General features: G+C 50.0%; 18 protein-coding genes. 11 read left to right on the forward strand and 7 right to left on the reverse strand.

Annotated features, from left to right (window positions below; genetic code table 11):
• The first annotated feature begins 210 nt into the window (after positions 1-210).
• Entirely contained in the window at positions 211-1,086 is an 876-nt protein-coding gene (locus UM181_07220; GenBank protein ID WQC64387.1) for a DMT family transporter, read from the forward strand.
• Here UM181_07220 and UM181_07225 read toward each other — a convergent pair.
• Entirely contained in the window at positions 1,073-2,989 is a 1,917-nt protein-coding gene (locus UM181_07225; protein WQC64388.1) for a sigma 54-interacting transcriptional regulator, read from the reverse strand. The genes UM181_07220 and UM181_07225 overlap by 14 nt on opposite strands.
• Before the next feature lie 177 nt (positions 2,990-3,166).
• On the opposite strand from UM181_07225, the gene UM181_07230 reads away from it, so the two are divergent.
• The 7 genes from UM181_07230 to UM181_07260 all read left to right on the forward strand — a co-directional run bounded on the left by UM181_07230 (position 3,167) and on the right by UM181_07260 (position 11,810).
• Entirely contained in the window at positions 3,167-4,219 is a 1,053-nt protein-coding gene (locus tag UM181_07230; protein ID WQC64389.1) for an NAD(P)-dependent alcohol dehydrogenase, read from the forward strand.
• A 31-nt stretch (positions 4,220-4,250) separates the two neighbouring features.
• Positions 4,251-5,786, forward strand: a complete 1,536-nt coding sequence (locus UM181_07235) for an extracellular solute-binding protein (GenBank protein ID WQC64390.1) — start codon at positions 4,251-4,253, stop codon at positions 5,784-5,786.
• Positions 5,787-5,858: 72 nt separating this feature from the next.
• Positions 5,859-6,725, forward strand: coding sequence for a sugar ABC transporter permease (locus UM181_07240; GenBank protein WQC64391.1), 867 nt, complete (start codon positions 5,859-5,861; stop codon positions 6,723-6,725).
• Positions 6,726-6,727: 2 nt separating this feature from the next.
• A complete protein-coding gene (locus UM181_07245; GenBank protein WQC64392.1) occupies positions 6,728-7,576 on the forward strand; it encodes a carbohydrate ABC transporter permease in 849 nt (282 codons plus the stop codon).
• On the forward strand, positions 7,577-8,656 hold the full coding sequence (locus UM181_07250) for an ABC transporter ATP-binding protein (protein ID WQC64393.1): 1,080 nt from the start codon (positions 7,577-7,579) through the stop codon (positions 8,654-8,656).
• Positions 8,656-9,729, forward strand: coding sequence for an ABC transporter ATP-binding protein (locus UM181_07255; protein ID WQC64394.1), 1,074 nt, complete (start codon positions 8,656-8,658; stop codon positions 9,727-9,729). Before UM181_07250 ends, UM181_07255 begins: the two co-directional genes overlap by 1 nt.
• Positions 9,730-10,241: 512 nt before the next feature.
• The gene (locus tag UM181_07260; protein ID WQC64395.1) at positions 10,242-11,810 is read left to right on the forward strand and encodes a 2-isopropylmalate synthase; all 1,569 of its coding nucleotides are present in this window, start codon (positions 10,242-10,244) and stop codon (positions 11,808-11,810) included.
• 44 nt (positions 11,811-11,854) lie between these two features.
• Here UM181_07260 and UM181_07265 read toward each other — a convergent pair whose 3' ends face one another.
• The gene (locus tag UM181_07265) at positions 11,855-12,100 is read right to left on the reverse strand and encodes a hypothetical protein (protein WQC64396.1); all 246 of its coding nucleotides are present in this window, start codon (positions 12,098-12,100) and stop codon (positions 11,855-11,857) included.
• Between the two features lie 352 nt (positions 12,101-12,452).
• Here UM181_07265 and UM181_07270 point away from each other — a divergent pair, with 352 nt between their 5' ends.
• Together UM181_07270 and UM181_07275 are read left to right on the forward strand one after the other, a co-directional pair.
• Positions 12,453-13,370 carry an ion transporter gene (locus tag UM181_07270; GenBank protein WQC64397.1) on the forward strand — a complete coding sequence of 306 codons (918 nt, stop codon included), beginning with the start codon at positions 12,453-12,455 and terminating at the stop codon, positions 13,368-13,370.
• Between the two features lie 156 nt (positions 13,371-13,526).
• Entirely contained in the window at positions 13,527-14,444 is a 918-nt protein-coding gene (locus tag UM181_07275; GenBank protein WQC64398.1) for a DMT family transporter, read from the forward strand.
• A 38-nt stretch (positions 14,445-14,482) separates the two neighbouring features.
• Here UM181_07275 and UM181_07280 read toward each other — a convergent pair whose 3' ends face one another.
• From UM181_07280 to UM181_07295, 4 genes are all read right to left on the reverse strand, one after another.
• Entirely contained in the window at positions 14,483-15,325 is an 843-nt protein-coding gene (locus UM181_07280) for a DUF6206 family protein (GenBank protein ID WQC64399.1), read from the reverse strand.
• Positions 15,326-15,400: 75 nt separating this feature from the next.
• Positions 15,401-17,674, reverse strand: coding sequence for a right-handed parallel beta-helix repeat-containing protein (locus UM181_07285; GenBank protein WQC64400.1), 2,274 nt, complete (start codon positions 17,672-17,674; stop codon positions 15,401-15,403).
• 99 nt (positions 17,675-17,773) lie between these two features.
• Positions 17,774-18,175, reverse strand: coding sequence for a DUF4864 domain-containing protein (locus tag UM181_07290; protein WQC64401.1), 402 nt, complete (start codon positions 18,173-18,175; stop codon positions 17,774-17,776).
• A 46-nt stretch (positions 18,176-18,221) separates the two neighbouring features.
• A complete protein-coding gene (locus tag UM181_07295) occupies positions 18,222-19,802 on the reverse strand; it encodes a lysine--tRNA ligase (GenBank protein ID WQC64402.1) in 1,581 nt (526 codons plus the stop codon).
• Between the two features lie 127 nt (positions 19,803-19,929).
• Here UM181_07295 and UM181_07300 point away from each other — a divergent pair, with 127 nt between their 5' ends.
• Positions 19,930-20,355 (forward strand): tellurite resistance TerB family protein, encoded by a 426-nt coding sequence (locus UM181_07300; protein WQC64403.1) that lies wholly within the window; start codon positions 19,930-19,932, stop codon positions 20,353-20,355.
• A 6-nt stretch (positions 20,356-20,361) separates the two neighbouring features.
• Here the strand turns inward: UM181_07300 and dacB are convergent, their stop codons facing one another.
• Positions 20,362-21,843, reverse strand: coding sequence for a D-alanyl-D-alanine carboxypeptidase/D-alanyl-D-alanine-endopeptidase (dacB, locus tag UM181_07305; protein ID WQC64404.1), 1,482 nt, complete (start codon positions 21,841-21,843; stop codon positions 20,362-20,364).
• Positions 21,844-21,860 lie beyond the last annotated feature (17 nt).

The following is a 21,860-nucleotide window of genomic DNA, read 5'->3' on the forward strand; positions in this document are numbered from 1 at the left end:
AGAGCGGCGTGGCCGCTGAAAAATGAAGCAGGCTCGGATGCCCGTGTTTTCAAAGCTATGCGATGCGTTTTTTGCAATCCTGACCAATTCTTAGAGAAGATCTTCTATTGTATCTGCGCAGTTCACTCTTGGGACATTAAGAAAGACTGGTCTAATTAAGCAAAGGCAGTGATAGTAACGCGGCATATGAAAAGGCAGCAGCGTTTCGCCATGACGGACACTCATAAAGGTTTACTCTACACGTTTCTGGGCGTTTTATGCGTTGTACCGGATTCGCTTTTTGTACGATTGATCACAGCCGAGCCACTGGTGACGGCGTTTTGGAGAAGCTTAATCTCTGGTCTTGTTATTTCGGCCGGTTTGCTTGTGTTTAAGGGCGCACCGAGCTTTCGCAATATCTTATTGATGGGAAAGCTCGGCTGGGCTTATTGTTTTTTGATCGGTTCGACATCTCCGGCTTTTGTAATGGCGGTAAGTCAAACCAGCGTTGCGAATGTTGTGTTTATCTTTGCCTCTATGCCGGTGTTTTCGGCGATTTTCAGCAGCATGTTTTTGGGCGAACATATTTCAAGGCGCACTGGTCTGACGATAGTTTTCGTGGGGGTTGGGTTGGCGATCATCGCTTATGGCTCGGGTGAAAACGAATTGGCGAATTGGACGGGGGATCTTTGGGCGGTCTATGTGTCTGCTGCCTATGCTGGGGCGCTTACAATGCTGCGCCGATTGAAACATGTTTCAATGATTCCAGCGATTCCAATCGCTTATTTGGGGTCTGCGCTCGTGCTGTTTCCCACGCTTGGCTCTGGGCTTGAGATCGAGACGAATATTATGCTTTATATTTCGCACGGTGTTTTCATCGCTTTGGGCACTTGCTTCCTGACGCTTGGCCCGCGTTATATCAGTGCTCCGGAAGTGTCGCTCTTGATCTTACTTGAATCTGTATTGGCGCCGCTGCTGGTCTGGGCGGTGATTTCGGAAAATCCGGGCTTTTGGGCGCTTGCCGGAGGCGGTGTTGTGATTGGTGCTTTGCTGGTTTCGAATGGAAGTTTGTTCCTTAAAACCGCTAAATCGCCTAAAGTCCTTTGATATGTTTATAAATCGTTGTGCGCGACACACCCAATCTGCGCGCCACAAGACTGATATTACCGCCTGAATCCATCCAGGTTTTCTGGATTAAAACGCAGCTTTCTTTGCGCATGGGCGATTGCGCGCAAGGGGCGCAAGGGATAATTTCACCACCCGACATATTTTGGTCCCCTTCGATGGCCTCGGGGCGGATGATCGTGGTGGCGGAATTGGCAACCAGCACTTGCAGCATTTTTTTCAGCTGGCGTATATGGCCAGGCCATTCCCGCGTTTCCAAAAGGTCAAGAGCCGGTTTTGATAATATATGCTCGGGCGAAATCTCTTTCAAAAGCTCTGCCGCCAGCTTTCTAAAATCCATTCTTTGCGCTAGACTGGGCAACAATATCTGCGCGCCGAAAATGCTGTCTAGAAACTCGGGATCCATATCATGCTCTGTACGCAAGTCTTGCAGGGATAACCTGCTCGACACAAATACCGCCGCAATTTTATGTTCATAATCGCCCAACTCACATTCTTGGCGCGCCTCAAAGATTTGAACAAACGTGTTTTGTACGGGCAGCGGCAGATTTTCAATGCCGCTGATAAACAGGCTGCCACCTTGGGCTTTGCGCAGCTTATTCTGCGCCAAAGTTGACCCGTTTGGCTGAAAGTAAGCCAGCTTGCCTTCGGGGCCAAACAACAGCTCTTCGTGGTTTTCTGCGGTTAATAAATTACATTTTATTTCGACAAAAGGTCGTTTGGGCAGATATGTTTCATGTAATTCTTGCGCGGTGGCCTTTTTCCCAGAGCCCCTGGGCCCTTCGATAAAGATCGGCAAATCATGTGTTAATGCCCGCTCTGCCCGCATTAAATGGCGCTTTAAGCCCGAATCTTCGGAGATATAACAACGCGTTTGCGGTTTATCATCTGGCGTAAGTGTCCGACCGCCTTGATCTAACAGCGCGGCTGAGGATGTCGTTAAGAGCGACGCGCCTTTTGGATTAATTTCAATAATTCGTTTTGTGGTGGGCTCTTTCATCGCCATAAAAACGGCCGATCCCATCGCATCGTGGATGCGGATGATTTCATTCGAATTTAACCGATTGGCGATGCTCGAATAAGGGATCGCGAAAATATCACCAAAATGGCGCTTATGCGACAGGTTAAGCCCATTGAGCATAATTTTAGCATTTATATTTGCACCGTCGATAAAGCCATGTTCATCCACGGCCAGCAAAGCGGCGCTGGTGGTGGAAAGATATTCATGGCGCGCGTGAAAGCTGATGATCGATGAGTTGCGGAACTCATCAATAAACAATCTGTTTTCCACATTCTTACATGCCAGCTTCACCAAAGCCAGCGTATGTTGTTGGCGCGATGAAGCATCCGATGTTGCGTCTATCATGCCCACAATTTCATTGTTTTGGCCATATATCGGCGCTGCAAAGCAAGAAAGATCGCCTAATTTTCGAAAAAAATGGTCGCGGCCGGCAACGATTTGCGAGGTGCCCGTATGCAGGCACAGCCCCAAGGCATTCGTGCCGCGGTAATTTTCTGTCCAAATTGAACCAGGGATGACCGCGCGGCCCGCATCGCTGGTTTTGAACTCTTCATCCAGCAGCGCATCTAAAACCACTCCGCTGCTATCGGCATAGGCAACCATGAAATTGGTCCCCGCGATTTGATTGTATAAAAGCTCCAATTCCGGCGCGACAAATTGTTTTATATATTCGTTCTTTTGGGTGATTTCTAAAAACTCTGTTTCTGATTTCACTGCATCAACGGGCTTTCCATTTGGGTCTAATCCAAAAGAAGAACTGCGCCGCCAACTGGCTGCAAGCGAGGCTTGAGAGATCTTAATCTCTGTTCCAAGCGCGGTTTGCGTCAAGGTCTCATCTTTGAAACGATTGCCCAATTGGCTCATATCCACCTCCCTTCTTCATTTATAATAGCGCCAAATAACGGATGCCTCAAATTGGCCATTTGTTCACAAACTGAACACAAATTAGGCGGGCCTGCACATATTTGAACAATTATATGGATTGTTTAGCTGAAAAACCAAGCAATATTCAGCAGGAGTTCTGAGAATGAAAGGCATATTATGAAAGCGCAGGTGCTGAAGCAATACGACGATGATCTAACAGCATCGTCTTGGGTGGATCTGGAAAATGTTCCCGATCCGAAAATCGAAAAAGCCAGCGATGTCATCGTGCGCATCGGCGGCGCAGGGGTCTGCAGAACAGATCTTCACATTATTGAGGGCGTTTGGCGCGAGGCAACCGATGCTGACCGTAAATTACTGCCATTGATTATGGGTCATGAGAATGCGGGCTGGATCGAAGATGTGGGCAGTGAAGTCGAGGGGCTTAAAAAAGGCGACCCCGTCATCGTGCACCCTAAAATCACCGGTGGCACTTGTCTGGCGTGCCGCCGTGGTCATGACATGCACGGAGAGAACGGATCTTTCCCGGGCGTTGACTGCGATGGAGGATACGCAGAGGCGCTGAAAACATCTGTGCGCAACATCGTGAAACTGCCGCAGACTTTGATTCCAAAGGAAGTGGCGGCCTATGCAGATGCGGGCCTCACAGCCTATCGCGCAGCGAAGAAAGCATCGCGTCACCTGTTGCCGGGTGAGAAATGCGTTGTGATCGGATCTGGTGGTTTGGGCCATATCGGCATTCAGGTTTTGCGGGCCATGTGCGCGGCAGATATTATCGTTGTTGACCCCTCTGATATGGCGTTGAAGCTTGCGGAAAGCTGCGGAGCGGATGCGCTCGTCAAGGCGGATGGCAATGAGGTTGAAAAGGTGTTGGAGCTGACCAAAGGGTTGGGCGCCGAAGCAGTTTTGGACTTTGTGGCCGAGCGCGGCACAACCGCCAAAGGCCTTGCGATGACGCGGGCGATGGGCAGCTATTATGTTGTTGGATATGGCGAAGATATCAATGTTAGCGCGTTTGAGATGATCACGACCGAGAAGAATATCATCGGTAATTTGGTCGGAACATGGGCTGAGCTGACCGAATTGATGTCTTTGGCAGATAAGGGTCAGGTTCATTTGGCAACGCAGGAATACAGCTTGGAAGATGCAAATCTGGCTTTGCAAGATTTGAATAACGGCAAGGTAAAAGGGCGGGGCGTCCTTGTACCTTAATTAAAAACGAAACCTACTGGGAGGAAGTAAAATGAAGACAAAAATGAGCATAAGCCTATTGGCGGCGGGCGCAGCCCTGCTGGCTGGTACGGCGCAAGCGGATAAGTGGAGCGATCAGTTTCCGCATATCAAAAACACGGGTGATATCGCGGGCGAATGCTCTTATGAGTCGATGTCGCAGAAAGATTACAGCGGTCAAAAGCTGACGATCAACACCCATGCCGTGCCTGTTATGGGCGAGCCAACAGCGCTTCACGCTGAGCAGTTTAGCGCATTGACAGGCGCTGAGGTGAACGTCATTCACACGCCGGCAGGGGATCTTTATTCAAAGGCGATGGTTCCGTTTCAAGCCGGTCAGTCGCCGTATGATATCGTGTTTGGCTTTTCCAACTTTATCCGCGACTGGAAGCAATATTTGCAGCCCGTGCCGGCGAAATATGTCAACATGGCGCAAATGCAAGACGTTACGCAGAGTCATATTGATGTGAACTCTTGGGGCGGTGAAATGATCCAATTTCCAATCGATGGGGATCGTCATTATCTAAAATACCGCAAAGACGTGATAGACAACCCTGAATATCAGGCAAAATATAAAGCCGAAACGGGCAATGAATTACGCATTCCGCAAACGTGGAAAGAATATGGCGAGATGGCTGCATTCTTCAATGGTTGGGATTGGGATAATGACGGCGAACTGGAATATGGTTCAGCCGAAGTTATGAAGAAAGACGATCTGATGTTCGCGGCGTTTTTCAGCCGGTCAGTGGCCTATTCAAAGAACCCGCGGGTTAAGGGTGGTTTCTTCTTTGATCTGGAAACCATGGAACCATTGGTCAATGGACCGGGTTTTGTGGAAGCACTGACAGATTGGGTGGAAGCAACCAAATATGTGCCACCAGGTGGCATTAACTTTGGCCTTGGCGATGAAATCAACTCATTTGGCGGTGGACAGACATTGTTCAGCTTCTCATGGGATGATGCGTTTGTGGCAGCGATGCAAGATGATAGCCCGATCAAGAACAAAGTGGGCGCAGCACCATTGCCGGGGTCAAACCGGGTGTGGAACCGCAATAGCGCAGCTTGGGAAGATACGTATAACCAAGCGCCCTACATTGTTTGGGGTTGGACAGCTGCGGTTGCCAAGAAAAGCAAAAACCACGAGATGGCGTTTGACTATCTGTGCTTCTTTGCCAATGACGCCAACCACCAAGCCGATATTGCGATTGGTCGCTTCGGTGTGAACCCGTTCAAGAAATCTGATTTTGTGCCTGAGATTTATGTTGAGCGTCAAGGTTGGGATCCTGAAATTGCCAAGCAATATGCGGATACTCTGATGGAAATGGAAGAAGGCAGCACTAACCGTGTGTTCCCATTGCGGGTGCCAGGTGTCTTCCAATTCAACAGCGCCATCGCAACGGGCACATCGAAAGCTTTGGCGGGGCAATTGTCACCGCAAGAAGCTTTGGATGAAGTGGCCGCTGAGTGGACAAAAATTGTGAAACGTATCGGAGCCGATACAATTCGCGAAGCTTATGCTATTGGTGTTGCGCTGGAAGACGCAGAGTAAGCTTTATAGTAACTTAAGAGTATTGGAGCGTCCCTTTTCTGGGGCGCTTCTTATAAAACAGGGCGATGATCAATGAACTTCAAACATAAATATATGTTTTTGCTTCCGGGGCTTTTGGTCCTTCTGGGCATTTTGATATTTCCAATTGGGTTTACAGTACGCTTAAGCCTTTCAAGTTGGGACAGTTTCTACCCTGGTTTAGATTTTATTGGCATAGAGAATTATATCCGCTTGTTCACCGATGATACGCGGTTTTGGGAGGCGTTTGGCCGCTTGAGCTTGCTGTCACTCACCACCGTATTTCTGCAATATGTGATCGGGTTTGCATTGGCGCTCATGGTTTGGAAAGACATTGTATTTCAGAGATTTTTCCGGGTTTTGTTCTTAATCCCGATGATGACGACACCGGTGATTATGACCGTTATCTGGCGTACTTTTTTCCATGAATCGCTTGGACCGGTGAATGATTTCTTTAGTTTGTTCGGGATGACGCCACTTTGGCTCAGTAGCGAGCTGCTTGCTAAATTCACAGTGGTTTTGGTTGAGGTTTGGCAATGGACGCCGTTTATGTTCCTGCTGTTATTGGCGGGTCTTTTATCGCTGCCGAAAGAGCCGTTTTTGGCCGCCTCAATCGATGGCGCAGGGCCCATCCGAACCTTTGTTTACGTGACCTTTCCATTGATGGCGCCAATTTCGATCGGAGCGATTATTATCCGGCTGATTGAAGCCTCGAAAATTATGGATACGGTCTATGTGTTAACCTCGGGCGGGCCGGGCACGGCAACCGAGACATCTAGTTTTTATATTTTCATCAAAGGCTTGCGCGAATTCCAATTTGGCTATTCTGCAGCGCTGTCTTTGACCTATCTGATCATCATGATCATCAGTTTTACGATCATTGCAAAGATTTTGGTGAAACTGATGGTACGGGGTAATTAATCATGGGTTTCTTTTACACCACTCTTAAATATCTTGCTGTTACCCTGTGGTCCGTCTTTGTGATTGCGCCGTTCCTATGGGCCATTTCGACCTCATTTAAAGATTTCCAATCGGTCACCAATGGGGCCACCTACATTCCTTGGGTGGATTTTGAGCCCACATTGGAAGGTTGGCGGGCGCTTTGGAAATCACCGGCACAGGGCGGCGTGGATATTGTTGAGCCTTTCTTTAACAGCGTGTTTGTGACCTGCGCGGGCAGCTTGATCAGCATTATTTTGGGCACTTTGGCGGCCTATGCTTTATCACGGTTTACCTTTAAAGCGGGCCCTATTCGCAACGGCGATATAACCTTCTTCTTTATCTCGCAGCGTATTATGCCCCCTGTTGTTTTGGCGATCCCGTTCTTTATTATGTTGGGCAAATTCTCGTTGCTCGATACGTTGCTGGGCCTCATTTTGGTTTATATCGTGCTGCTGATGCCGATCGCGGTGTGGATCATGGTTGATTTTTTCAACAAAGTGCCGCGCGAAATCGATGAAACCGCGCTGATTGATGGATGCAATCCCTACCAGGCGTTTTACAAAGTGGTGCTTCCAAACTCGATCCCCGGGATCATCGTCGCGGGCATGTTTTGCATGATCTTCGGTTGGACTGATTTCTTCTTTTCCTTCATTTTGACATTCACAGAAGTGCAGCTTCTACCCGTTGCGATCGTGGCGCTGAATTCATCGATCACCCCATGGTGGAGCTTGTCGGCGGCCGCTTTGGTCAGCGTTGCCCCATTGATCGTGGTGGCCTTTATCGTTGAGCGGTTTTTGTCAAAAGGTAACCTGTCAGGAGCATTGAAATAAATGTCACTCATTGCCTCAAACCTGTGTCTAAAGCCGGATACGGAACATCATTTGAATGACGTTTGTTTTGAAATGTCTAAGGGTGAAATCTACACGATCATCGGCCGGACTTTGGCCGGTAAAACCACCTTGCTCAAAACCATTGCGGGATTGATCGCGCCTGAAAGCGGCAGTTTAACTCTGGATGGCCGGGACTTCGGCCGCATTCCAGTGTGGAAGCGCGAAGTGGCAATGGTGTATCAGCAATTCATCAATTACCCACATCTGAGCGTGTATGAGAACGTGGCCTTCCCTTTGAAGCAGCGCGGCATGCAACCCGGTGAAATCAACAACCGGGTGATGAAAGCGCTGTCGCAAGTGGGGTTAGACGGGTTCGAAAACCGCAAAATCCAAGCTTTGTCGGGCGGCCAACAACAGCGGGTGGCGCTGGCGCGCTCTTTGGTGAAAGAGGCCAATATTGTGTTGCTGGATGAGCCCTTGGTGAATTTGGACTATAAATTGCGCGAACAATTGCGCGAAGAGTTCCGGAACATCTTTAGCGCGAAAGCTTCCGAAAATTCTATTTTGATTTATTCTTCGACAGATCCGGTTGAGGCGATGCAACTTGGCGGGCAGATATTGGTCATGGATGAAGGGCGCATCCTGCAGCAGGACAGCGCCAAAGAAGTGTTTGAGAACCCCAACTCGACCAAAGTGTCGCAAATCACCAATGATCCGGCGATGAACCTGTTTGAAGGCACCGTGGCCGATGGCAAGATTATCTTAAGCTCGGAAATTCAATTCGACTTGCCTCAGCATTGCCAGGCGCTGCCGCAGGGCCCCTATACCTTCGGTTTGAGGGCCGCGGCGATCAGCTTGGCAGAGGGTGGATTTCCCTTCACTGTTGAGCTGTCTGAGATCAGTGGCTCGGAAACCTTCCTACATCTCAAGCATGAGCATGTGCAGGTGGTGGGTCTGTTGGATTCGGTTCAAAATTTCAATATTGGCGAGACCGTGACAGCGCAATTTGATACCGCCCATCTTTATGCATTTGCAACGGATGGAAGATTAAAATCCTCACCCTATGGCGGACTGAAGTAATGGCTAAAATTGAACTGCAAAATATTGCGCATTCTTACAACCCTCAGGCGGTGGATAAGACCTATGCGTTGAACCCGTTTAATATGACGTGGGTTGATGGCGGCCGTTATGCAATTTTAGGGCCCTCAGGCTGTGGTAAAACCACCATGCTGAACATCATGTCGGGTATCGTGCAACCCTCAGAGGGAAAACTGCTTTTTGATGGTGTGGATGTGACCACACTATCCACGTCTGAGCGTAATATTGCGCAAGTGTTTCAGTTTCCGGTGATTTACGGCACGATGACGGTTGAACAAAACTTGGCCTTCCCTTTGGTCTGCCGGAATTATGAACGCCCCGCGATTGACGCCAAAGTTCAGGAAGTGGCCGAGGCGTTAAGCCTGCAGGGTTTGCTGAAAAAATCGGCCAGCCGATTGACCGCGGATCAAAAGCAGCTGATCTCATTGGGGCGTGGACTGGTGCGCGATGATGTTGCAGCGGTGTTGATGGATGAACCGCTTACGGTTATTGATCCGGACCTGAAATTCCGCCTGCGCCGGCAACTCAAAGAAATCAATCAGAAATACCGTTCAACGCTGATCTATGTGACGCATGATCAGAATGAAGCCATGACATTTGCCGAAAACATCATCGTGATGGATGCCGGTAGTATCGTTCAAGTTGGATCGCCTGCTGAGTTGTTTGAGCGCCCCAAAACAACCTTTGTGGGTTATTTTATCGGCGCGCCAGCGATGAACTTTTTTGCGTGCAAAGCAGATGGCAGTACATCGGTTGCCTTTGGCGGCGCAACGATTGCAACCCAAACGGACCTTTCAAAAACTGGCTCTGCGGATTTGAAATTGGGTATTCGATCCGAATATATCCAGATCGCTCAGGCAAAGGGGCCCAATACGATCACCGCGCAGGTGCAGCGGGTGGAAGATTTGGGCAATCATAAATTGGTTACCGCGGCCTTTGACGAGTTTGTGATTAAGGTCAAGGTTGAGCGCGATATCGAAGTGCCCGCAGAGCATGTTGAGCTGCTGCTTCCGGCTGAAAATTGCTGCGTTTATGCTGATGATATCTTGATCTAGGGTCCAAAACGCGCGCCAAAAGCTTTCAAACGCCAAAAACTGGTTCTCGTGTTGGAAACTGCTTTGTAGGTTTGAGGCGCTTTTAAACGGCGCTGGGATACGACATGACGCGCCTGTTTTAGCGCAAGCCTTGAGCGCGTGCGCGGCAGAGCAAGGCTATCGGTTTGCCGGACAGTTTGAAAGCAGGCCTGACGGGAAATGTGGGCGTTTGTAGGGATATTTTTTTGCTCTGCGTGGCTTGCCCTTTCAATGCGTAAACTGAGATAAAGTTTATTGATTGCATCTGAAAACCCGCGGTTTGATTTTGTTCCTTTTCATTTAAGATTTAGTTTGTATATTTGGGGCATGAACGTTTTGGGCCAAAATATCAATTTACGCAATGCGCGGTTAAAAGGGCTGCTTGGTCTAAATCTACTAAGCTGCCTCTGAGCGTGCCGGTATTTGGTGCGTCCGCTCAGAGGAGGCAGTTCATATCGCACCCCGAGCTTAGTAGACAATAAAGAGACCCAGATATGACAGATATTCCCCCAAAAGACCGCGTTGTTATTTTCGATACGACCCTGCGCGATGGCGAACAAAGCCCCGGCGCAACAATGACCCATGATGAAAAGCTAGAAATCGCTGAACTGCTTGATGAGATGGGTGTTGATATCATCGAAGCGGGATTTCCAATCGCATCTGAAGGTGATTTTCGCGCGGTCAGCGAAATCGCGCGCCGCAGCGCCAATTCGGTGATCTGCGGGCTGGCCCGCGCCAATATTGGCGATATTGATCGCTGCTGGGATGCGGTGAAAAATGCAGAAAAGCCGCGGATCCACACGTTCATTGGAACCTCTCCATTGCATCGGGCGATCCCGCAATTGGATATGGACCAAATGGCGGATCGGATCCATGAAACGGTGACGCATGCGCGCAACCTGTGCGATAATATCCAATGGTCGCCCATGGACGCAACCCGCACCGAGCCGGATTATCTTTGCCGCGTGGTGGAAATTGCCATTAAGGCTGGCGCCACAACGATCAACATTCCCGATACGGTTGGGTATACGGCGCCCGTGGAATCTGCCGAGTTGATTCAAATGCTCTTGGCGCGCGTGCCCGGCGCAGAGCAGGTGGTATTTGCGACCCATTGCCATAATGATCTGGGTATGGCGACAGCCAACGCCTTGGCCGCGGTGGCGGGTGGCGCGCGCCAAATCGAATGTACGATCAACGGTTTGGGTGAGCGGGCCGGTAATACGGCGCTGGAAGAAGTGGTGATGGCGTTAAAAGTGCGCCGCGATATCATGCCCTATTTTACCAATATCGACAGTACGAAATTGATGAATATTTCGCGCCGCGTGGCCACGGTTTCTGGGTTTCCCGTACAGTTCAACAAAGCCATTGTGGGCAAGAATGCCTTTGCCCATGAAAGCGGCATCCATCAGGATGGAATGCTGAAAAATGCCGAAACGTTCGAAATTATGCGCCCCGAAGATGTTGGGCTTGCGGCGACAAACTTGGTGATGGGCAAGCATTCAGGGCGCGCGGCATTGCGCTCAAAATTAGAAGAGCTGGGATATAAGCTGGGCGATAACCAGTTGAAAGACGTGTTTGTGCGCTTCAAGGAACTCGCTGATCGGAAAAAAGAAATTTATGATGATGATCTCATCGCGTTGATGCGCGCGGGGGAAGATGCCGAAAATGACCGCTTAGTATTGAAATCTTTGCGCGTTACCTGCGGAACGGATGGCCCACAAGAAGCGGTGATGACGTTGTCAATTGAGGGTCAAGAGGTTTCGACCACCGCCACCGGGGATGGACCGGTTGATGCAACCTTCAATGCCGTCAAAGCGCTATACGCGCATACTGCGCGGCTTCAATTATATCAGGTACACGCGGTGACCGAAGGCACCGATGCACAAGCCACTGTCAGCGTGCGGATGGAAGAAGATGGTAATATTTCCACCGGAGAATCCGCCGATACCGATACTGTGGTTGCCAGTGCCAGGGCCTATCTGAACGCTTTGAATCGGTTATTGGTGCGCAGAGATCGTATTGGCGAGGATCATAAAGAGATCAATTATAAAGATTATAGCTAAAAGAAAACGGGCCCAAAGGCCCGTTTTTTAAATGCGATATCTGCCTATAAGACATATTTTATGAATAAGATATTCGGGAGCACGAACGCAAAGCAGATGCAAAATACCTTGGCCAGGCGCGAGATTTTTCCAAAAGTGCCTTGCCCCAATGCACCCTGCCCATAGGCAATTGCCCCGCCAACCACGGCATAGCCGTTGGCCAAACGCCGATTTTGTGATGCCTCAATTGAGCGCATCGCCGCCTCATAAATGGCGTTTTGTTCGGCTGCGTGTGAACTCTTCGTATTCATATTATATTCCTTTATTCCCATATGGTTGAGATGATGCAGCGCCGCTATAGGTCAAGCTTTTTGGTGAAAAGTTACGGGGTTTCTGTCTAAAAATTTGAACCAGTTTTCGCTGCGGTAGGCCGCCGTGAAGCCGGTTATCTTCCTGAGCGAATATCAGCTGGCAAGTCGTGGTTAGGTAGGGTGTTATTGCGGTGCACTGAACGGGTCTAGAGCCCTAAAACATATCTGGGCGTGATCGGATCTGTGCTTTCTGGGGCAAAAATCTTGCGCCAGCAGGCAGATCAAGGGTATCAAGGGCGAAATTTAAAGAAACCGCCTAGGAAAAAATGATGCTGTATCGTGAGCAAATTCAATGACCTATAACCGTATTCAACAGCGGGCGCTTGAGGTCTTAGAACCGGGGCGTTTGGGCGATTTATACAGTAAAATTACCGACTATTTGATCGCAGCTTTGGTGATTTTGAACATAATGGCCGTAACGCTGGAATCGGTCAGTGATTTTTCAGTCACCTATGCGTCTCAATTTTACTTTTTCGAAGTGTTTAGCGTGGCGATTTTTTCGGTGGAATATTTACTGCGCGTTTGGGCTTGCGCAGCACGCTCTGATCCCGGCTCAAAGCTATTTGGCAGTTACCGGCTGGGTTATATTTTCAGCTTTAGCGGATTGATCGATATGGTTTCAATCATTCCATTTTATTTGCAGGCTTTGTTTCCGGGGCTGGATTTACGCGTTTTGCGAACTTTGCGTTTGCTGCGCATTTTTAAATTGTCAAATTACAATACGGCAATCGAAGATTTGTTCAGCGCCATTTATGAAGAGCGTAAATCGTTTATTGCCGCTCTTTATCTTTTGGTGATTGCTTTCGTTCTGACCTCTTCTTTGATTTATTTCGCCGAAACCAAAGCCCAGCCCGACAAGTTCGGCTCTATTCCGGATTCAATGTATTGGTCACTGATCACGCTGACCACCGTGGGCTATGGCGATGTCAGCCCCGTGACATGGATTGGAAAAGTGATTTCGATCATTACCGCTTTGATGGGCGTATCCGTTGTGGCGCTTTTAACGGGTATTTTAGCCAACGCGTTTAGCAATCAAATCGCCCGTCGGAAGATGATTTTCGAAGATCAAATCCGTGAAGCGCTGCAAGATGGCGTGGTGGACGCTGTAGAAAGCCGATCCTTAGAGGCTTTGCGCAAAGAATTCGGCCTCTCATCGCAACAAGCAGATGCGTTAATGCGCCATGTTCAACGCGAAAAACGTATGGAATAACGCGCAGTCTTTTGCGCGTTAAAAAGCGCGGGCGCTGTGTCAATCTGTATCGCTTTATGCGATGGAAAACGACTTTAATGTCGGTAATGCGAGCGCATAATCGAGCATAATTTTTATACAGGTTTGTATATCCACCCATTTTGAGTGATCTGATTTATGCGCTTAGCGTCTTCCGTTTCAACCCCCGTATCGCGCGCTAAACTTTTGCGCGGAAACGGGATTTGTGTAGGCTCTATTTTTCTGTTTTCTTTGGCCTTTCCCGCCGCCGATCTGCTGTTGCAGGATTGGGGTGTTTTGGGGTTGATTTTGATCCGGAACATGCTGGCATTTGGCCTAATCCTATTATTGTTTATTGCGCTATTAGGCGCGCAGGGGCTGCGCGATTTACCATGGGCGAAAGGCTTCTGGATTGGCTTTACAGGCTTTGGAATTGGTTCAACCTTATTGATTTATGCGCAGGCAATAAGCGATCCGATCACCGCCGCTTTGGCGGCTGCAGCGATGCCGATTTCTGCTGTTTCTATTGAGATAATTTTAGATAAACGGCGGCTTACTCTTCCGTTTTCTATGGGGTTGGTGTTGGTTTTGATGGGGGGGTGTGTTGCCACTGGGGCGGGGCTTACTGGTTTTAATTTGGGTTGGGGCCTGATGGTCGGGTTGGTTTCCGTGTCGTTTTTTGCCTGGGGATCGAGGGCGAGTGTTGTAAACCTGCCCGACACCTCGCCGCTTGCGCGCACTGTCGTCACCACGTTTGGCATGTGGGGTTTTACGCTGTTCTTATGGGGGTTTGGGCGGATATTTGGATGGGCAGGGGCGCATATTCCCCTGCCAAGCGCTGAGCATCTCATTCCAATGTGTATTTACGCGCTTTTAGGAGTGGGAATTTCGCAATTGCTTTGGGTGAAAGGTGTTGGCGAAATTGGGATCGCAATTGCTTCTTTCCATCTGAACGCTGCGCCATTTTACGTTATGATCGTGATGGTGGCTTTTGGCCAGAGTTTGCAAATCACGCAGGTGATTGGCGCTGCTATTCTGGCATTTGGGGTGATCTTATCGCAAACTAAAAAGGCTTAAGGCCAAAATCTTTTATCGCGCCCCAGCTGCGATGTAGATCAAATATTAGGCTCGCCCTGCAGCCCTAACAGCTTGCGAAACCCTGTCCAATAGCCGGGCAGGCGGGGAGGCTTGGTGAGACCATCATGAATTTCATTTGACCATTGCGCCATTTCATCCGCGGCAAATGCGCGGCCCCAATCTAAAAATGCCGCGGCTTCGGCAGGGCGTAAGCGGCAGGCGCTTCCCACCAGCCCGATTAATGTTTCGGCCGGCGAATACCATTCATCTTGGATGCCGGTGACTTTGCGTTGCAAAATTGGCCCCATCAAGCGCATCAGGCGGTTTTCAGAAAATTGTAAGAGTAGCTTGCCCATGTCATCGCGCGTGTAGTGAATAAGGGGGGGGAACGTATCAAAAAAAACCGCTTTGCCCTGAACGATTGCAAAATTTCGGATTGAGGGGTGAAACCCGACGCGCCCATCTTCCGGGCTTAAATTATTCCAAAACCTGGCGATCACTTGGCCGGCCGCGTTCAGCATCTGCAACGCTTGTGCATGTGAGGCATTGATCATCAGCGGCCGCATCAATGCGTTGCTGTCAAGCGCTTCTTGAACAATCACTGGAAAGCGGCGCCCATCCATCTCTAACAATAAAAATTCTGTCTCTGGCAGGCCAACCCCGGTTTTATGCAGAATGGCGACATAATCGGTATGGTTTTTTGCAAGCTGATCCAGCGCGCCATGGTCGGACAGGCTTTGGTATATTTTGATGACTTTGCTGCGGAAAGGCCCCGTACGGGGTTGGAATGGCGCGCAAAAATAGCCCAGTTTTGAGATGGTGGTGCCACGCGCGGCGCTATCGGCGCGGATCAGTTGTTTTAGCGCGTCTTGATCAACCATCCTGTGCCCCTTTACCATCTTGTTTTCGTAAGGGCGCTATACGCGTTCGCGGGCGGGATGGCCAGAGCTGCAGGGTTAACGATCACAGCGCAGTTGGAGCCCCAGTTTGCCTTTCACCGCCTCGGGCCAAACGATGGCTGCCTGATCTTTATCGGATCCGTATTGCAGCTCGATATAAGGCAAAGCGTGTCGGCGCGCTCCAGACGGCGTCAGGATAGGACTTTTTGCGATCAGCGTATCCGCATCCAGGCACTGGGCTTGAAAAGGCAGGCGCTGCGCCGTGTCGATGGCCCAAAGGGTGGCGGCGCTGTTCTGATGATGCGTTAAGCGCAAGGGGTTGGCGCTTTGGGTGGTAATGTTGTTGAAATTATTACCATGAAATTGAATTTGAAAAAACCGCTCCCGGTCAAGATCAGATAGGCTGGTATCGACCGCCTCGATCCGGTCAATAGAGCCATTGATGGCACGGAAGTTATTGCCATTCACGCTCAGGTCCGACAGGCCGTGGCGCTGGCCATAGGGTTTAAGAACCAGAAAGGAAAAGGATGGCGCGACATTGCTGCATAAGAAAATATTATCGCTTATAGTGAGCGCCGAAAAGCCAAATCCGGTTGTATAATCAGGCTTGGCGTCATGTTCATTGGTCCATTCAATAAAACAATTATCGACATAATTGCCCGTGATGGTGCTGGTCGTGTTGGTTTGCGTCAGGGCAATTCCAGCCAGCCGAATGCCGTTTGATCTTTCGTCGCCCTGATAAAAATGATTGCCGCTGATGATATTATTTGAACCGCTTAAAATGGCGAAATGACGAAATCGGGACGCGCGGTTATCGCGCAGTTTGATATCATTTGCATTGGCATTCAACGCGATGCTCACCCGATCTTGTGCAGCAAGCAAGGATTCTGCGGTGATAAAATGGCAGTGGTCAATCAACATGCCTTGGCAGCCCCAGCCGGTTGAGGTGAGACCGCGATGGCGGGGTTTGGTAATCACGCAATCAGCGATATGAAACGTATCACCTGCCCGTGCCAGCATGATACCGTTGGCGATACTATTGCATTTGAGGTTGACGTTTTGCAGCATAAATTTCTGCAATTGATCAAAGCCGCTGAAATCCAGCATGTATTTAAAGCGTGTGAAGGTAAAATCTTGCGTTCCTTCGGCATCATAAAGCGCTTCTGAAAGCGTTGCTTCGCTGGTATTGATATCCACAGAGGTCACATAGATTTCACGGCCAACGCCATTGCCTTCAACCAGTGAGCCGGCTTGGATATTCGCACTATTGTTGAGATTGCGCAGCTTTTTGGGATCGGATGGCGAGTAGGTGCCGCGTGAGATGACAATATCGTTTTCCCATGCTGTATTGCGCCGGGCATATAACTCTCCGTTTCGAATAACCCGCCGCACCGCATATCCCTGCCGCGTAGAAACGGCTTCTTGAAGATCGATCGGGGCATTCACGCCGATGGTGCGCCCCCCCAGATCCAAGGCGTCATGATCGCCGCTGTTCAAAAGGGCTTGAAAGGCTTTTTTGAAGGCAAGCTCTTCTTCACCGAACGCATCAATATAGGTGGTGAAGTCGAAATTATTCTGCAGCACAAACGGTGCTGATACGGGCAATTTAACCGTACCGCGAAACAACAATTTCGAACGCAGGGTCAGACCCTTTTCAATATAAAATTGTCCTTCTGGCACCAATAATCTACGCCCTGCTGCGGCGTCATCCGCGGCAGTGAATGCATCATAATTTGGGGTTTCGCCATCGCCTATGGCGCCGTAATCGCGGATATCCAAGATATTTGTGCTGTGAAGCATGAATAAGGCGCTGACATCTTCGATCTGCAAGCTTTCAATGCGGATAATCCCACCATTCTGACCCGTCAGGTCAAGCCCGAAATGGCCATAATCGGGATCAGTGCCCCAAACCATATCCACCCCGTCGCGCAGACCAGGGCCAATAATAGCGCTGACGTTCAACAATTGGCTATAGTCTGTGGGCACCACCGAGGGGCCTATTTGGGTGACTTGGGCAATATGCGCGCCCGAAGCGGCACCAGCCCAGCCCGCGATGCGGACCCCCGGAAAATGCCCGCTGACCACCTTAACCCTACATCTTATCCTGAGATAGGTTTCTTTGAGTATTGGGGTTTGTGTGAAGCTGCGCAATTTTTGCACTTCGATCGATTTTCGCAGCTCGAGGCAGACGCCAAAATCGCTATCGCCCGTCACCAAGCTGGCATCCGAGCTTAGATCGTATCTGTGATCGCCGGCTACCCCATCGCCGCTTGACCAATTCTTTAGCCCTTCCGCAAAGGTAGGTGGCGTAAATCTGGCAGCCTCGATCATGCCCAAACCCATATTCTTCCCTTTTCACATGGTTGCGTGCAGCCGTGTTAGGGTTTTTGGGTTAAGATGGTCCGCGCGCAACGCGCGCTGGGCTGCCGGTTACACGCTGAAATCTGAGCTTGGTAAGATTTCCACCCCGGAAATTTTCCAGTTTTCTCCCAGCTTGACCATGTAATAACGCAGATAATGCGCCTTTTTGTTTCGATCAAAAATTTGGATATTCTGGGCCATACCATGGTGATAAGGGTCAACGCTTAAAAAGGTTACCTTCCCAGGTTTCCAGACCATAGGATAGCCGCGTTTGACCATCGATTCAAAATTAGCAGGCCCCCCAAAGATGGATTGGATAGACGGGCTTGCATAGCTGAAGGCTTCTGCAAAATCATCGAGCTGAAATGCCTCTAATTGCCGAGAGATCGTGGCTTGGATATCTTCCTTATCACCGGCGAAGATTGGCGCTGCCAAAAAGAACAGGGCGCATATAAATGAAATTAGTCGCATATATTTCTCCTCTCTTGCGCAAAAGTTAGATCAGAGATTTATAAAATCAATCTTTCACAAATCCGCCGCTTAAAGCGTGGTCGATCAAAGCCACGGTTTCTGTAAGGCCGTAAAGGGCAATAAACCCTCCAAACCGTGGGCCTTGGCTGGCGCCCAATAGCACCTCGTAAATGGCTTTGAACCAAGCGCGCAGCGGTTCAAAACGCTCGCGGCCACAGGCAAAGACGATGCTTTGCAGCTGTTCGGGGTCAAGCGGCCCCTGATAAGCTGCCAATTGATCGCGTAAATCCTGAAGCGCGCTGCGCTCAAGATCAGAAGGCGCACGGTAGGTTTTGGTGGGTTTGACGAAATCATTATAATACCGCACCGCAAACCCCGCGGCTTGATCTAGACCGGGATGACTGGCGGCTGAGGTATCCGGGGCGTAGCGCTGAATAAAGCCCCATAATTGGTCTTTTTCATCTGCATTGGCAACCGCAGCCAGATTGAGCAACATACTAAAAGACACGGCCATATCGGGCTTTGGCGCATTCTGCCCATGAATATGGAAAATGGGGTTGTTCAATTGCGCCGCCGGCTCTTGTGTGTGGAAGGCTTTCAGCTGCTGCTGGTATTCATCCATGGCCTTCGGAATCACGTCAAAATGCATCCGTTTTGCGGTTTTTGGTTTGAGATACATAAAATAAGACAGGCTTTCGGTGGTGGCATAGCGCAGCCATTCGTCAATAGAGACTCCATTGCCTGAGGTTTTAGAAATTTTCTGCCCCTGCTCGTCTAAGAAAAGCTCATAGGTGAAATGTTCGGGGGCGGGCGCGCCCAAGAGCCGGCAAATTTTGTCATAAATGGGTGTGTTGGTCGAATGGTCTTTGCCATACATTTCAAAGTCAACGCCCAGCGCTGCCCAGCGGGCGCCGAAATCAGGTTTCCATTGAAGTTTCACATTGCCACCGGTCACCGGAAGGGTGAATTCACGCCCGTCCTCATCATCGAATGTCACAGTGCCTGCTTGTGCGTCAACCGCCTTCATCGGCACGTAGAGCACCCGACCCGTTTCTGGGTGTATTGGTAGAAATATTGAATAGCTCTGGCGCCGCTCTTCGCGCAATGAGGCGAGCATTACCTCCATAATCGCGTCGTATTTTTCCGCCGCGCGCAAAAGGATTTTGTCAAATTGCCCTGATCTGTAAAAGTCTGTGGCTGAGTAAAATTCATAGTCAAATCCGAACGTGTCTAAAAACCGGCGCAGCATGGCATTGTTATGGTGCCCAAAGCTTTCATAATCTCCAAACGGGTCGGGCACAGAGGTCAGCGGCTTTTGCATATGAGCATGCAAACGCTCTGGGTTTGGCACATTTCCCGGAACTTTGCGCATACCGTCCAAATCATCCGAAAAACAGATTAACTTGGTTGGTATGTCACTGATTTGTTGAAATGCATGCATCACCATTGTGGTGCGCGACACTTCGCCAAACGTACCAATATGGGGAAGACCAGAAGGCCCATAGCCCGTTTCAAAGAGCACATAGCCTTTTTCCGGTGGCGCTGCGGAATAGCGTTTGAGCAGCCTGCGTGCCTCTTCAAAAGGCCAAGCTTTCGCACTTAGGGCGAGGTCACGCATATTTGACATTGGTTCATTCTCCGAGATTGCCAGCAGGTCTGGTCCCAAATTCCTGCTGAGGGTTGCGGCTTCCTATTGCGACTGGACCAATAGGTCAATATTCTCTAAAAAAGACCTGTTGCTGTAGGATCAGATAATGGCTGAAAATATCCCAAAAGTTTTAACCTCACAGGATTGTCTAGTGACATTGATGATGGCTATCTCGGCTTCGGATGGTCGCATTTTAACCGCCGAGCTGGTCAAAATTCAATCGGCTGTGAATCATTTGCCGATTTTTGCCGATTATGACGTGGATCGGTTCACGCTGATGTCGCAGGTGGTATTTAATCTTTTTGAAAAAGAAGAGGGGCTGGATATGCTTTTTGGCCTCATTCGCGAAAACCTACCGGATCGACTATTTGAAACCGCCTATGCTTTATGTTGCGATGTAGCGGCGGCGGATGGCATTATTCGTGAACCTGAATTACGGCTTTTGGAAGAAATGCGATATGAGCTGAATATCGATCGCTTGCACGCCGCCGCGATCGAGCGCGGCGCGCGCGCGCGCCACGTCACTGCCTAGCGCAATTTAAAGTTTTTGTGACCATTTGCGCAGCACGTTTTGCTGCAATTGCTTGGCCCGTCTGTTCCAGTAACGCGCATTTCGCGAGGTTTCTCGCGCTGAGGCCAATAATTTTTGCCGCTGCTCAAGATCCTGACAGAAAATGGCAAAGGCATAGGGTCGCACAACCCCTTCCGTGACATAGCCCGCCAAGGCGCTGACATAATGCAACGTACCGGTTTTCGCCAGGATCAGCGCCCCGGATGCGCGATCAAGATTGCCACGGGCATCTCGCGGTTTGATTTTCTTCATCAATTTTGGAAACTCTGGCCATATTAGCAGCGCTTTTTGCAGCGCGCCTACCATATCATTGGGGGTCACCCGCGACGCAGCTCCGAGCCCCGAATGGTCAATGAATAGGCTATTTTGCATGCCTAATCTGGCTTTTGCCCACCGGGTCATGTGGCGCGCTGAGGCCTCTAATTGCCCAATATTGCCACCTCTGGCGCGGGTGGCGGCCAAGCCCAGCATTTCGGCGGTGATATTGGTAGAATATTTCATCATATCTTTGATGATTTCTGCTAAGGGATCGCTTTGATAATTTGCCAGTACGGTCTGAGCAGATGGCATATCGGCCGCTTCGGCTTTGGGCAGCGCGACGCCTTGTGTCTTTAAAAGACTGCGCAGGACCTCAGCCGTATGGGCCGCGGGGCGCCTAACCGGCAACCAACGCCCACCAGTTTTGCCAAGGGCGCTGCGGGCAACATTCCATTCTTCATAATCAGATCTCGTAGAATATTTGAACACTGGCGCGCCGCGCTTTTCAATCACCAGCTTGACACCGCTCACTGCGGGGCGGTGGTTCAAGCCGCGCGCTTCAAGCCATGTTTGATAGCGCCCATTCTTTAACTTCCATTCAAAGAATATCCGATTGTTATTCAGGTTCAGGCCGGAAAGGGCTGGGTTATAACCCACATGTGCCGGTTGCTGGGGATCGATCTGATATATCTCTTTATAAGCGCCAGTGGCATAAAGAAAACGGCCCGTTATTGTTTTTAAGCCCGTCTTAGCCAGCGCTTTGGCCAATTTTCCCAAAGCATCAGTGGTAAGCGTTGGATCCCCATCACCTTGCAAAATAAGATCGCCGGTCAAAACGCCATCTTTCACGCGGCCGGCCGTGGCAAGTGTGGTGTTAAAGCGAAAATCCTTGCTCAGCGTATCGAGCGCATAAAGCGCGGTGATCGCTTTTGTAACGCTGGCCGGTGCAAACGTATCCTCTCCGCGGTGGTTCTCGATCAACCCGCCTTGCGCCAGATCACATACTGCGCAGCCGCGCTTGCCACTGATGCTGGGTGTGGACAAAGCGCTGCGCAAGGCCGCAAAAGGTTGCGGAGCAGGGCGCGGTTTGGGCCGTAAGCTGCGCAGAGGCGCCGTTGCGGCGGCTGGTGAGGCCAAAAGTGAAGCTGCCAGCCATACTGCGAATTTTCGCCTTGTTATTTTATCGCTCATATCTACACATATTCTTT

It is taken from the genome of Alphaproteobacteria bacterium US3C007 (assembly GCA_034423775.1).
Taxonomy (GTDB): domain Bacteria; phylum Pseudomonadota; class Alphaproteobacteria; order Rhodobacterales; family Rhodobacteraceae; genus Thalassovivens; species Thalassovivens spotae.

Coding starts and splice junctions, on each gene's coding strand:
- UM181_07220 (WQC64387.1), top strand. CDS start 211: ATGACGGACACTCATAAAGGTTTACTCTACACGTTTCTGGGCGTTTTA.
- UM181_07225 (WQC64388.1), bottom strand. CDS start 2,989: ATGAGCCAATTGGGCAATCGTTTCAAAGATGAGACCTTGACGCAAACC.
- UM181_07230 (WQC64389.1), top strand. CDS start 3,167: ATGAAAGCGCAGGTGCTGAAGCAATACGACGATGATCTAACAGCATCG.
- UM181_07235 (WQC64390.1), top strand. CDS start 4,251: ATGAAGACAAAAATGAGCATAAGCCTATTGGCGGCGGGCGCAGCCCTG.
- UM181_07240 (WQC64391.1), top strand. CDS start 5,859: ATGAACTTCAAACATAAATATATGTTTTTGCTTCCGGGGCTTTTGGTC.
- UM181_07245 (WQC64392.1), top strand. CDS start 6,728: ATGGGTTTCTTTTACACCACTCTTAAATATCTTGCTGTTACCCTGTGG.
- UM181_07250 (WQC64393.1), top strand. CDS start 7,577: ATGTCACTCATTGCCTCAAACCTGTGTCTAAAGCCGGATACGGAACAT.
- UM181_07255 (WQC64394.1), top strand. CDS start 8,656: ATGGCTAAAATTGAACTGCAAAATATTGCGCATTCTTACAACCCTCAG.
- UM181_07260 (WQC64395.1), top strand. CDS start 10,242: ATGACAGATATTCCCCCAAAAGACCGCGTTGTTATTTTCGATACGACC.
- UM181_07265 (WQC64396.1), bottom strand. CDS start 12,100: ATGAATACGAAGAGTTCACACGCAGCCGAACAAAACGCCATTTATGAG.
- UM181_07270 (WQC64397.1), top strand. CDS start 12,453: ATGACCTATAACCGTATTCAACAGCGGGCGCTTGAGGTCTTAGAACCG.
- UM181_07275 (WQC64398.1), top strand. CDS start 13,527: ATGCGCTTAGCGTCTTCCGTTTCAACCCCCGTATCGCGCGCTAAACTT.
- UM181_07280 (WQC64399.1), bottom strand. CDS start 15,325: ATGGTTGATCAAGACGCGCTAAAACAACTGATCCGCGCCGATAGCGCC.
- UM181_07285 (WQC64400.1), bottom strand. CDS start 17,674: ATGATCGAGGCTGCCAGATTTACGCCACCTACCTTTGCGGAAGGGCTA.
- UM181_07290 (WQC64401.1), bottom strand. CDS start 18,175: ATGCGACTAATTTCATTTATATGCGCCCTGTTCTTTTTGGCAGCGCCA.
- UM181_07295 (WQC64402.1), bottom strand. CDS start 19,802: ATGTCAAATATGCGTGACCTCGCCCTAAGTGCGAAAGCTTGGCCTTTT.
- UM181_07300 (WQC64403.1), top strand. CDS start 19,930: ATGGCTGAAAATATCCCAAAAGTTTTAACCTCACAGGATTGTCTAGTG.
- dacB (WQC64404.1), bottom strand. CDS start 21,843: ATGAGCGATAAAATAACAAGGCGAAAATTCGCAGTATGGCTGGCAGCT.